Raw genomic sequence first — 12,352 nt, 5'->3', positions numbered from 1 at the left:
ACGCGGCGGGCGGGTGTCGCACCCGCCCGCCGCGTCGTCACCGACCGTCTATCCGGTCGCCTTGATCTCCAACAGTCCGACCGAGCCGACGCCGCTTTCCAACACCACCCGCAACCGGGTCGTGCTCACCGCCGGGAACGTGACCCGGTTGTACTGGTGGAGCGCGATCGGGTACGCGGCGACTCCCGGCACGTCGGCGTACGCGGTGCCGGTCCAGTACTGCAACCGCCACGACGCCGGCAACCGCACTCCCCCGTTGTCGTCGAAGAAGTACACCTCCGCCGCGCTCAGCGTCTGCGCGGCGGGCCAGGTCAGCTCCGCCCACTGCTGTCCCTGGTTCGGCCAGGTGCCCCAGCGCGGGTTGACCGTGTCGTTCGACGACGGCGGGTCCATGCCGTCGTTGAGCGCGGCCACCGATTCCCAGGACGAGGTGTACGACGCCGACGGCGTCGCCGAGCCGGCCAGGTTGCCCGACGGCGGCGGGCCAGCGCCCCGGGCGTACAGCTTCAGCTCGGTCAGCCCGGTGCGGAATCCGGAGGCGTGGGTGAGCTGTACCCGGATCCGCTGGGTGCTGACCGGGGTGAACCGGACCCGGTTGTGGTTGGCTCGTGCCGCCGCCGGGGTCCTCACCTGGTTGGCGGCGTTGACCCAGGTGCTGCCGTTCCAGTACTGGACGTTGTAGGACGCCGGTGCGCGGTAGCGGTTGCCGGCCCGGTCGTCCCGGAAGTACAGCCAGGCGTCGTCGACGGTCCGGGTCTGGCCGAAGGTCACCTCGTACCAGTCGGTGGCGTTCGACGACCCGGTGCTCCCCCAGATCGGCGCGTTGGTCGGGAACCCGTCGACCGCCGCACCGGTGGAGGTGCCCGAGGCGGTGTACGACGCCGACGTGGTCGCGCCCTGGGCCAGGTTCGGCGTGGTGGCGGTCAGGTCGACGCCGGCCTTGGCGAACATGTCCACCATCCGGGCACCCGTGTGGTTGACGTTCTGCGGCAGTTGCAGCCCGGCGAACGCGGTGCTGAAGGTGGTGGTGCCGCCCGCCGGCAGGGTGACCGCCCCGGTGGCCGGGTCGTAGAGCACCCGGGTCAGTCGGTCCACGGTGGCCACCCGGGTGCCGTTGAGATAGATGGAGTAGCCCTGCGGGACACCCGGGTAGCGGGTGATCCCGTCGGCCGGGTCGTCCCACACCACGCTCAGGTCGGCGTTGCGGTAGCGCAGGTTGTTGACCGCGAAGTGGGACCAGCCGATCGGGATCGGGTGCAGCTCGATGGTGGTGTCGTTGCGCGGGCGCAGCCCGGCCACGTCCTCGACGACCGTCCAGTTGCTGCTGCCCAGGATGTTGTGGTGGATCCAGGAGCGGTAGGTGATCGACGAACCGTTCCAGTTGGACCAGAACTCGTTGGCGTCCGGCCACTGGGTGTTGCCGTTCACGTACTGCGCCCAGACGTTCCAGTAGAGCAGCTTCTTGTAGTGCTCGGCGGTCATCCACTGGTTGGGGTAGTTGCGCAGCACCGAGGAGTAGAGCCGGAACTGCACGGTGGAGTTGATGGTGGAGAAGTTGTTGCTGCCGGGGTTGCCGGCCGCCGCCGCAGCGGCCTTGTCCCGCTGGTTGGCGGTATAGAAGGGGAAGATCGGGTACTCGGCCGGGTCGTCGAACAGGCGCAGCGCCTCCCGGTAGGTGGCGGTGTTCGGCATCAGCCCGACCGCGTACGGGTAGTAGTTGTTGATCTCCTTCCACGGCACGTGGGTGTTGGTGGCGACATGCCGGTGCTCCAGGAGTTGCCGGCTCGGGTTCCACAGCACGTTCACGATGCCGTCCCGTACCCGGTTGGCCAGCGTCTGCATCTCGGTGGCCTTGGCCGTGTTGCCGAGCGCCGTGTACGCCTGGGCGGCGGCCAGGGCGTTGCTGTAGACGTACGCGCCCTCGGCCCGGTCCAGGTTGCCGGAGCGCCAGTGGAACGACACCGCGTCGGCGTCGTTGCCGGTCATCGCACCCCAGTCGTACTCGATCACCCCGTTGTTGTTGGTGTCGTAGGTGGCGAGCTGACCCTTCACGTCCATCTCGGCGTAGCGGGCGAAGTTGTGCAGCATCGCCGGCTGCCCGCCGTGCAGTTGGTACGCCCGCCAGCCCGCCTCGGACAGGTACTGCGTGTAGCTGTTCGACCAGTTCTCCGGGTCACCGGGGTTGTCCACGTACCGGCCGTTGGCCGAGGACTGCCCGACCGACAGCCACGGCCCGTACGAGTGGATCGGGTCGCGCAGGTACTTCAGGTCGTCGACGTGCATCGGCTGGGTCAGCACGATGGCGTTGTTGTAGCCGGTCACCCCCTCGATCGAGGTGGGGAACTGGAAGTCCTGGCCCGGGATGTCAACGTCCAGGTGGTTGAAGCGCATCAGCCACCAGCGGTAGTAGACGTTCTTCTTGATCGCCGGGTCGGGCACGTCGATGTAGGGCACGTTCTCCGCCCACCAGCGGTGGTACTCGCGTACGTGGGTGGCGAAGGCGGCGGCCGGGGTGGCGGTGCGGTAACCGGTGTACTCGGTCAGCGACTCGGGGATCTCGTCGGTGACCACGCCCAGTTGCACCTTGGTGGTGACGCTCTGCCCGGCGGCGAGGGTCACCGACCGGCTCAGGCCGCCGCTGCTGACGGTGAACCCGTCGGCGGAGAGCCGGGGCCGGATGGTGGTGAGGTTGTTCTTCACCTGCCGGCTGCCGGTCAGCTCGCTGCCGCTGCCCGTGGCGGCGTACGGGGAGGTGACCCGCAGTGGCACGGTGCTGCTGGTCGAGCCGGTGTTGGTGACGGTCAGGTTGGTCACCGCGACGTTCTGCCGGGTGATGAACTTGGTGACGTCGACGCGCAGCGAGCCTCCGGTGTGCACGCTGCGCCAGTGACTGGGCGCCTGCCATCGCTGCGCCACCTGCTCGGTGAGGGTGCCCGAGCCGACCGTGACGGTGTAGGCGCCCTGGCTGCTGATGTTGTCCCAGTAGGCCGTGTTGCCACCGAAGCCGATCACCGACGGGTTGTGGGTGTACATGAACAGGCCGCGTCCCCGGGTCATCAGCCAGGGACCGGCGGGGTCGTTGCCCGGGCGGGCCAGCAGCCGGTCGATCCAGAAGTCGGTGCCGGCGCTCTCGGCGTCGTAGATGGCCCGCATGGTGTTGCCGGTGGTGTAGCCGACCGGCGGGGCCGGCACCGCCGGCCCGGAGAAGGTGGGATAGCCGATGGTCTGGGCGGCCGAGGCGGGTGTGCCGGGAAGCACCAGTGTGCCGGCGACCAGGACGGCGGTGACGAGTGCGGCGAGGTACGCGCGTGGGGTCCCGGTCATGACTGGAACGCCATCCACTCCAGGACTCCGGTGGAGGAGCCGGTACGGGAGGTGATGTTCAGCCGCAGCCGGGTGGTGTTGACCGAGCCGAACGTGGTGACGTTGTAGGTGTCACCGGCCACCGGGCAGGTCGACTGGTTCGGCACGTTGACGTACGCGCTGCCGTTCCAGTACTGCACCTGACAGGAGGCGGGCAGGTCGATGCCCTGGCCGTCGTCGAACCAGTAGGCGGCCGTGCGGTTGATGTTCTGCGCGGTCGGCCAGCGGTACTCGATCCACTGGGTGCCCTGCTGCGGCCAGTTGCCGTAGGCCAGGTTGCCGCGGTCGGCGGAACTGGCCGGTACCCCGCCGTTGTTGATCGCGGCCAGGCTCTCCCAGGCGGAGACGTGCGAGGTGGAGGCGGTGGCGGTGGGTGCCAGGTTGGTGCCGGTCGGCGGCGCGACACCGCCGCCGAGGTTGGGCGGTGGTCCGGTGGTGGTCTGCACCACCGGCTGGATGGTGCCGTCGGCGTTGAAGTACATCCGGTCCACCGCGACGGAGCGCCGGAAGTTGCCGCCGCCGGGCGCGTTGGCGTTGTGGTACACCATGTACCACTGGCCGTTGAGCTGGGCCACGCCCGCGTGGTTGGTGGTCGAGGAGACCTGGCCGAGCACGACGCCCCGGTGGGTCCACGGGCCCATCGGGTTGGTGGCGGTGGCGTAGCGCTGGCAGGCGTAGCTCGACGAGGTGACGCAGCCCTGGGTGTCGTTCGCCGCGTAGAGCATGTAGTAGAGGCCGTTGCGCTTGAACATGAACGGGGCCTCCCAGAAGTGGGTCAGCCCCTGTGGGGTGACCACCGAGCCCACCGTGTCGATCATGTTGCCGGCCAGCCGGACCGCCCGGGCACCCCAGTAGCCGCCCCAGTACAGGTACGCCTGGCCGTCGTCGTCGACGAAGACAGTGGGGTCGATGTTCAGCGGCGAGGAGTTCGGAGTGCTGTCGCTGATCAGCGGCCCGCCCTTGGCGTCGGTGAACGGGCCGAGCGGGCTGTCGGCCACCGCCACGCCGATGTTCATCCAGCCGGGACCGTTGCCGTTGACCGAGGTGTACCAGTAGTACCGGCCGTTGCGGTGCTCGACCTCGCTGGCCCAGGCGTCGGCGCCGGCCCAACCGAAGGTGCCGATGGCGACCCGGGCGCCGTGGTGGGTCCAGTTCGCCGCGTCGGTGGTGGAGAGCACGTGCCACTCGCGCATGACGAAGTTGTTGGTGCCCACCGGCGCCTCGTCGCGCCCGGCGTAGACGTACATCGTGTTGCCGACCACGAGCGGTGCGGGATCGGCGGTGTAGATGGTGGTGATGACGGGGTTGGCGGCCGTGGCGGGTGCCGTGAGGGCGAGGGTCGCGGCCAGCGCGGCGGCGCAGCCGGCGGCCAGGGCGCGGACAACGGGTCGTCGTCGCATCGAGGTCTCCAGTCGACGGGGACGGGACGGGGGCGGGTGGTGTGCCGGCACCGGCGGAAGCGGCACCGGCGCGAGGTCGACGCGGTGTGTGTCGACCGACAGATGATCGACAGATATCACTGTCCGCCGACAGCGTGCGCCCCGAAAACCATTTCGGCAAGGCCTCCCGGGCCGCCCTCGTGACGCGGCCGGCGAGGCGTCGTCGAGCGCGCTCCGACCGACACGACCCCTCGGGCCGCGCATCGAAAAGGATGCGAATTGCTTTCGGGGCCGCTGGTCAGCCGGCGAGCAGCGCCACCGCGATCAGCACCGGGACGGCGGTCGCGGTCGACAGCAGGATCGCGTCGCGGGCCAGCACGACGCCCCGGCCGTAGCGGACGGCGTAGACGAAGACGTTCTGGGCCGTGGGCAGAGCCGCGGTGACCGTGCACGCCAGCACCAGCGGCGCGGACAGCCCGAGGCCGTAGCGGGCCACCAGGTAGGCGACCGCCGGGTGGACCAGCGTCTTGAGCACCACGGCAAGCCGGACGTCCCACGCGGTGTCGCCGGAGCCGGGCGGCGCAGCCCCCCGCAGGGACAGACCGTAGGCCAGCAGTGCGGCGGGCACCGCCATCGCGGCGACCAGTTCCACCGGCCGCATCACCGGCTCCGGCGGCGACCAGCCGGCGACGCTCACGGCCACCCCCAGGCCGCAGGCGACGGTGATCGGGTTCAGCAGTGGCCGCACCGCCGCCCGGATCACCGACCGACGTTCCCGCACCGCCGACGAATCCCGCGCGGCCGACGACTCCAGCACCGCGAACGCCAGGGGCGCCATCACGACCACCTGGAACATCAGCACCGGCGCGACGAGCGCGGCGTCACCGAGCACGTAGACCGCGATCGGGATGCCGATGTTGCCCGCGTTGACGTACGAGGCGGCGAGGGCGCCGATCGTCGCCTCGGGCGCCGGGCGTCGCCACCACAGCATCGCGACGGCCACGAAGACCGCCGCGACGACGGTGGTGCTGATCAGCGTGACGAGCAGGGCCGACGAGAAGACGGTGGACACGTCGGCACGGGAGACGGTCTCGAAGAGCAGCGCGGGCGTCGCGACGAAGAACGAGACCCGGGAGAGTACGGCAGGCCCCTCCGGCCCCAGCAGTCCGATGCGCCCCACCAGGTAGCCGATCGCGATGACGGTGGCGATGACGGCGAAACCGGTGAGTACGCCCTGCACCCCGCCCCCCTCCGTGGATCAGCAGTAATGGTAACGGGATTCAGTTTCTGACCGCGAAGCGACCGCTCGGATGCAAGGAAGGGACCCTTCCTATACACGAGGCGTTAGTAGGGGTCCCTTCCTTACATCCAGGTCAGCAGGTGTTGAGCATGCCGGCCAGCGCGGACTTCTCGGCGCTGTCGACGGAGAGGCCGTAGAACCACTTCACCTGGATCCAGGCACGCGCATAGGTGCAGTGGAAGGCCGCTCGCGGCGGCTTCCACGCCGCCGGGTCCCGGTCGCCCTTCGACGAGTTGACGCTGCCGGTGACCGCCCACAACTCCGGACCGCCCAGGTCGTTGGCGTAGGTCTGTCGCCGGGCGGTGGTCCAGGACCAGGCCCCGGACCGCCACGCCTCGGCCAGCGGCACGACATGGTCGATGGAGATGTCGGCCGGGTTCGTCCGGGTCACCCCGTCGTACGGGCTGTACCAGGACCCGGAGGTCGGATAACAGTTGGCGTCGACGACCACGTTGCTGCCGTCCCGCTTGAGGACCTGCTCCCGGGTGTTGCAGGTGCCGGTGATGGTGATCCAGTGCGGGAAGAGGTCCCGGCTGTAGCTGGACTGGTGCGACTCGGCGGCCACGGTGAGCGCGCCGAGCCGACTCACCGCCGTGCTGTGCGACGGGATGTTGGGCGGGGTGGCGCCGGCCGGCGACGGGGCCACGACGAGGGACAGGGCGACGGCAGCCACCGCGCCGAGGGCGACGGTACGGATGTGAGCCACGGGGCGACTCCTGACTGTCACCTGCCACGGTGGGCGGGGGTCCCACCTGACGGGATGGCAGAGACAGACGGATTGTCGCAGACATCGCGATCAATGGATGCGTATCCGCCGTCAATCTGCGGTGAACGCGGCGTGAAGGCTACGCCTGCCGGATCGCCTCACCGGCGATCTCGATGCGGACGCTCTTGCCGACCAGCACCCCACCGCTCTCCAGGACCACGTTCCAGACCAGGCCGTAGTCCTCGCGGTCGATCTCGGCCGTCGCGCTGAAGCCGAAGATGTCCTGCCCGTACGGGTCACGCCGGGCACCGCCGAACTCGACCTGGAGGTCGACGGGGCGGGTGATCCCCTTGACGGTCAACTCACCGCCGAGCACGAACCGGGCGGTCGCCGGGCTCGCCGGCCGGGCCGACTCCTCCGGGGCCGGCCGTCGGCCGAGGCGGTGGTTCCTGAGCTTCGCCCAGTAGAAGATCGGATCGGTCTTCTCCAGTCGCGCAATTCCGGTACTGCGGTACTCGAGGGTGGGAAACGTCTCCACATCGAGGAAATCGGCGCTACGCAGGTGCGTGTCCCGATCCGTACTCGCCGTATCGATACTGCCCGCTTGAATGGTCGCCTCGATCGTCGATCCAAGCGGATCCTCGGCGACGACGATCTGCGCGGTGGCGTCCCGGAACTCGCCCCGCACCGGGCTGACCATCATGTGTCGGGCGAGGAACCCGATCCGCTTGTGCGCCGGATCGAGCCGGTAGGTGCCGGGGGCGGGAATCGACAGCCCGTCCCAGATCCGTGTGGAGCTGGTCATCGCTCGCCACTTCCTCCCCCGCCTCGCGCAAGGCACCCGCCACCTGCCCGCCTCGCCGCGCGGGGCGGGCGGGAACGGGCGATCGTCTGGCCAGCATAGGGAGATCAAAGGCACTCCCCCACGCTTGCGGGGTGCCGGTCGTGAGCACAATCACGGCCGCCCTCGGCGGGCCCGCCCGGCAGCGGGGGACGATTCCGCGAATCGGTCGTCAAATGGTGTGCGAAGCCGATTGCCGTACGAGAGGGAATGCATCGCCCACCGCGACGCCGACGGATGACGGTCAGCCCTGCACGATCGGTTTCCGGGCGGTCACCAACTCCCAGGTGCCGGGCAGGACGGTCACCTCGGTGAAGCCGCTCTCGGCGAGCAACGCGGTGTAGTACTCGGCCTCACGCAGCCGGCTCACACAGGTGTCGACGCCGATCAGGAAGTAACTCCAGAAGAACTGCATGGCCAGCCGGTCGGGGGTGCGGAACTCCTCGCAGATCAGCAGCAGGCCACCCGGTTCCAGGGCCGCGTACGCCTGGGTCACGAGGTGCCGGGCCACCTCGTCGGGCCAGTCGTGCAGCACCCGGACGAAGGAGATCGCGTCGTAGCCGGAGGGCAGTTCCTCGGTGAGGAAGTCACCGCCGACGAAACCGAGCCGGTCCGGGTGGCCCCGGGCGACGCGGGTGCGGTCCACCAGCGGCGCCACCGCGGGCAGGTTGTAGACGTCGGCACGCAGCTCCGGCGCGGTGTCCAGGACGTGCGCGGCCAGCGTGCCGTCGCCACCGCCCACGTCCAGCAGCCGACGCCGGCCCGACCAGAGCCGGTCGGCGTGCCGCCGGACCGCCTCGACGACCGGTCCCAACCCGACGGCCATGCTGCGTTCGAAGTCGGCGGTCTGTTCGTCGGTCTTCGGCGGCCACGCGAAGTCGTCGTCGCCGATGCTCACCTCGCCCCGCAGGCTGTCGGCGAGCCGCCCGTGCAGCAGCCGCCACGGGTAGCGGTCCCGGTCGCGTTCGAGCGCGTCCGGGCCGACCACCGCCTCGACCGCCGCGCGCAGGCCGGGCACCGCCCGGTAGCGGGTGGCGCCGATGTCGCCGCCCGAGCCCTCCCGCACGAGGAAACCCAGACTCTCCAGGCAGTCGAGGAACTTGTACAGCCGCAGCGGGCGCACCTTCAGGTCGTCGGCCAGGGTGTCGAGCCGGACCGGACCGGGCTCCAGCTCGTCGAGCAGCCCGAGCGTGAGCGCCGTCTCCAGCACGTCCATCGCCTTGGGCCCGTTGGCGAGCAGGCTCATCAACGCGCGCGGGGAGAGCGTGACGGTCATCGACCCAACTCCTTGCCCAACGCGTCCATGAACGCGTCGATCTCGTCGAGGGTGTTGTAGGCGTGCGGGCCGATCCGCAGGTGGCCGCGCCAACTACAGATGAACTGCTGCGCGGCCAGCCGTCGCTTGACCGCCTCGCCGTCCGGCACGTCCAGGAACACCACGCCGCCGCGCCGGTGCGCGGCGGTCGGGCTGACCACGGCGATGCCGGCCTGCGCGGCGCGGTCCAGGACCCGCTGGGTGAGGGCGAGCGAGTGCCGACGGATCGCCGGTACGCCGACCCCGGCCAGCAGGTCCAGCCCGACCTGGGAGACCAGCGAGGTCAGCGGGTACGGCGTGCCACCGGCGAACCGGTGCGCGCCGGGTGCCCAACCGGTGGAGACACGGAAGGTCAACGCCCGGTCGCCGGCCTGCCAGCCGGTCGCCGCCGGTTCCAGGTGCGGCACCAGGTCGGGCCGGACGTAGAGAAAGGCGGTGCCGACGCCGCAGAGCCACTTGCTCGCGCCGCCGAGGACGGCGTCGACGCCCAGCGCGGTGACGTCCAGCGGCACCACCCCGACGGTCTGGAAGGCGTCCACCACCACCAGCGCGCCGACCCGGTGGGCTGCCTCCACCAGCCGGGGCAGGTCCACGGTGGCGCCGGAGGTGAAGGCGGCGTGCGTGACGCACACCAGCAGCGTCCGCTCGTCCAGGCGGGCCTCCAGGGCGTCCTGGTCGAGGTCCGGTCCGCCGGTGCCGACCACGTCGAGCCGCGCGCCGTAGCGACCGAACGCCCGAAAGACGAACGGGACCGTCGGGAACTCCAGGTCGGTGACGACCACCCGGTCGCGGGGCGGCCGGTAGTCGAAGCAGGAGGCCAGCCGGGCCAGCAGCGTACTCAGGTTGGCGTCGGTGACCACGCTGCCCGGTGGCGCGCCGATCAGGGCGGCCACCGAGTCGGCGTACCGGTCGAGGCCGACGTGCCAGTCCTGCCAGGCGTCGTCGCGCCAGGTGCGCAGCGTGTCCCAGTAGTCGTGCAGCACCCGCTCGGCACCGGCGGGCACCGCGCCGGTGGAGTTGTTGTTCAGGTAAACGCAGGTGCCCAGCAGCGGGAACTCGGCGCGCAGCGCCGCGTGCACGGCCGGGTCGAGGCAGGCCGGCGTGTCGGGGCCGGGCAGGGGGTCGACGGGGTTCACGCGGGACGACCTCCGGTCGGACGAGAGGGGTACGGGCCGACGGCGTCGAAGACCGGCAGGTCGCGTACCGCCGCCAGGTAGGGGGTGCCCTCGGTGTAGCCGGTGCCGGGCCGGCGGCCCAGCATCCGCACCGCCACCCCGTAGTGGGTCCGCCGCCACTGCGCCAGGGCCTCGGCGAACCTGCCCATGCCGACCTCCATCAGGCGGCGCGACGGTTCGTCCAGCCGCCCCTCGTGGACCGCGCGACGGTACGCCTCGTCGACGGTCGGCTGGCCGTCCACCACCCGGGCGCGGATCTCCGGCACGGACCGGTAGGCCACCGAGTCCAGCCGGTCCGGTGCGGGTGTACGGCAGAGCGACTCCACGAGCTTGTACGACCGGGACTGGATGGCGCTGGCGCCCTCGGTGTACTGCCGGAACGTCTGGAACGCGGCGGGCTGCATGGTGGCCAGCAGCGAGAACAACGTGCCGGCGGTGCCGAGCAGGTCGCGGGCGTACCCGAGGCGGTCGACCGCCGGGGCGGGCGGCCCGGTGCACAGGGCGGCGACCACGCCCCGGAGTTCGTCGGCGACCCCGGCGAAGACGCACTCGTAGGCCTGGAGCACCCGGATGAACAGGTATTCGTCGTGGGTGACGTGGACCGGCAGCATGCTCAGCCGCAGCGACGGGTCGCCGGTGGTGTCCAGGCCGGCGACGACGGCGGACAGCGTGGTGGCGGCGGTGGCGGGCGGGTCGTCGTCGATCGTCGTGCGCAGGCCGAGGCGGCCCAGGGCGGGCAGAGCGGCGCGGACGCCGAGCCGGCAGCGCTTGGCCACCACCGCCCGCCCCGGGCGCTGCTCCGGCAGCAGTCCGGTGACCTTGGCGGCGGCCGACAGTTCGAAGGAGACCGCGTCGGCGACCAGCCGGACGACCAGCCGGTCCCGGGCCCGCCGGGCGTCGGGCCCGGTGTCGGGCGGCGGATCGTCGGTCCCGTCGGGCAGCCGGAGCAGGCGCAGCGCGAGGTAGCTGCGGTAGTCGTAGCGGCCGTCCCACTTGTCCAGCGCGACGTCGAGGAAGTCGCGCAGCAGCCGGGCCGGCTCGTCGTGCCCGGTCACCCTCGCGCGCGCCTCGTCCAGCCGGGCGAGCAGTTCCTTGTCGACGAAATGTTTGCCGACCCGGTGAAATGCGTCGACCACCTGGTCGTAGGGAAATTCATCGGGATCGGCTGCGTCCGCCGACCAGCCAGTCAATTCGCGCACGAAACCGCACCTCGACATTCCGAAGAGGATCGCAATCGGGTCGGCCGAGGGCCGAGGAAACGTCAGTGCAGAGCGGCGGATTCCGCGTCGGGGGTGTGCAGGCGCACCTGCCACAATTCCGGGAAGAATCGGTGCCCGACAAGCTTGGCGAGCATGTTCGCCGGGCTGCCCGGAGTGCCGGCCGGAGGGTGGCCACCGATCCGCAGCGCCACCTGGTAGTGCCGTACCCGCCAGGAGGACACCCGTTCGTCCCACTCGACCATCGCCTCGGCCAACCGGTGCGTCGGGTCCGTCGGGTCCAGGTCGGGCAGCGACGACGGGGCGAGGCCCCGGGCGTCGAGATGGTCGTGGAAGGCCCGGCCGAGCCGGCGGCTGAGCGTCTGGACCTGCCGCCATCCCGGCGACTCGGCACCGGAGCCGTTACCCAGCGCGGGCTGCATGGCCTGGAAATCCGCTGGTGAGAGGTACCGGAGCATCTCCATCTGGTCGGTGACCAGCCGGACACCGAGGATGGCCCGGCCGAGCAACGCCTCGGCCGCCACCACCTCACCGGCGTCCACCCGAGCCACCGACTCGACCAGCTCCGCCGCCGCCAGCTTCAGCCACAGCTCGGTGGACTGGTGCACCACCTGGAACAGCAGTTCGTCGCGGTGGATCATCTCCGCCGGGGACCGCTGCAACCCGAGCAACGCCTCCGTACGCATATAACGTGCGTAGTCCGTGGCACCGTCGCCAGGTAGCACAGGTGACTGGTCACGCTTCACGGAATTGTCCCTCCACCGGCGGCACAGCCCGAATTGGCAATGCTGGGCGACTGACGCCCGGATATTATCCAACGTGGATCTGGCTTGCGCTAGACGTCGCCGGAAAATCACCGAGAGTCAACCGTCGGCGGCGCGGAGGAGAGTCGTCATCCAAATAAGACGGTCAATTATCATATTGACGAAAACCAGTCAACCCGTCCGGCTCAGATCGCGCGCCGGACAGCGCGAGGCGGGGGGGGGGGGGGGGCGTGCCCCCCCCCCCGTGCGCGGCGGGGGGGGGCTCGGGGCCGGGGACAAGGTAGAAGAACAG

Annotated in this window: 9 protein-coding genes; all 9 read right to left on the bottom strand. The window is 70.6% G+C overall.

All coding sequences use genetic code 11. The annotated features are described in order from the left end of the window. Positions 1–48: 48 nt before the first annotated feature. The 9 genes from ACWDVW_RS04850 to ACWDVW_RS04810 all read right to left on the bottom strand — a co-directional run bounded on the left by ACWDVW_RS04850 (position 49) and on the right by ACWDVW_RS04810 (position 12,042). Positions 49–3,324, bottom strand: a complete 3,276-nt coding sequence (locus ACWDVW_RS04850) for a discoidin domain-containing protein (protein WP_449944905.1) — start codon at positions 3,322–3,324, stop codon at positions 49–51. After that, entirely contained in the window at positions 3,321–4,763 is a 1,443-nt protein-coding gene (locus ACWDVW_RS04845; protein ID WP_449944903.1) for a family 43 glycosylhydrolase, read from the bottom strand. Before ACWDVW_RS04845 ends, ACWDVW_RS04850 begins: the two co-directional genes overlap by 4 nt. Positions 4,764–5,040: 277 nt before the next feature. After that, positions 5,041–5,982 carry an AEC family transporter gene (locus ACWDVW_RS04840; protein ID WP_449944901.1) on the bottom strand — a complete coding sequence of 314 codons (942 nt, stop codon included), beginning with the start codon at positions 5,980–5,982 and terminating at the stop codon, positions 5,041–5,043. Positions 5,983–6,115: 133 nt separating this feature from the next. Beyond that, positions 6,116–6,748 (bottom strand): HNH endonuclease family protein, encoded by a 633-nt coding sequence (locus ACWDVW_RS04835; RefSeq protein ID WP_449944899.1) that lies wholly within the window; start codon positions 6,746–6,748, stop codon positions 6,116–6,118. 139 nt (positions 6,749–6,887) lie between these two features. Continuing rightward, positions 6,888–7,553, bottom strand: a complete 666-nt coding sequence (locus ACWDVW_RS04830) for a YceI family protein (protein ID WP_449944896.1) — start codon at positions 7,551–7,553, stop codon at positions 6,888–6,890. Positions 7,554–7,833: 280 nt separating this feature from the next. Continuing rightward, complete coding sequence (locus tag ACWDVW_RS04825) at positions 7,834–8,865, bottom strand: methyltransferase (protein WP_449944894.1); 1,032 nt, start codon at positions 8,863–8,865, stop codon at positions 7,834–7,836. After that, positions 8,862–10,040 (bottom strand): aminotransferase class V-fold PLP-dependent enzyme, encoded by a 1,179-nt coding sequence (locus ACWDVW_RS04820; protein WP_449944891.1) that lies wholly within the window; start codon positions 10,038–10,040, stop codon positions 8,862–8,864. The genes ACWDVW_RS04825 and ACWDVW_RS04820 overlap by 4 nt, the downstream gene beginning before the upstream one ends. After that, the gene (locus tag ACWDVW_RS04815) at positions 10,037–11,296 is read right to left on the bottom strand and encodes a tryptophan 2,3-dioxygenase family protein (protein ID WP_449944888.1); all 1,260 of its coding nucleotides are present in this window, start codon (positions 11,294–11,296) and stop codon (positions 10,037–10,039) included. The genes ACWDVW_RS04820 and ACWDVW_RS04815 overlap by 4 nt, the downstream gene beginning before the upstream one ends. A gap of 44 nt (positions 11,297–11,340) precedes the next feature. Continuing rightward, positions 11,341–12,042 carry a tryptophan 2,3-dioxygenase family protein gene (locus ACWDVW_RS04810; protein ID WP_449944886.1) on the bottom strand — a complete coding sequence of 234 codons (702 nt, stop codon included), beginning with the start codon at positions 12,040–12,042 and terminating at the stop codon, positions 11,341–11,343. Between the last annotated feature and the right edge of the window lie 310 nt (positions 12,043–12,352).

This window comes from Micromonospora sp. NPDC003241 (assembly GCF_053589795.1).
Note: the sequence above shows the minus strand (reverse complement) of the source record. Positions and strands in the feature narration are given on the sequence as shown.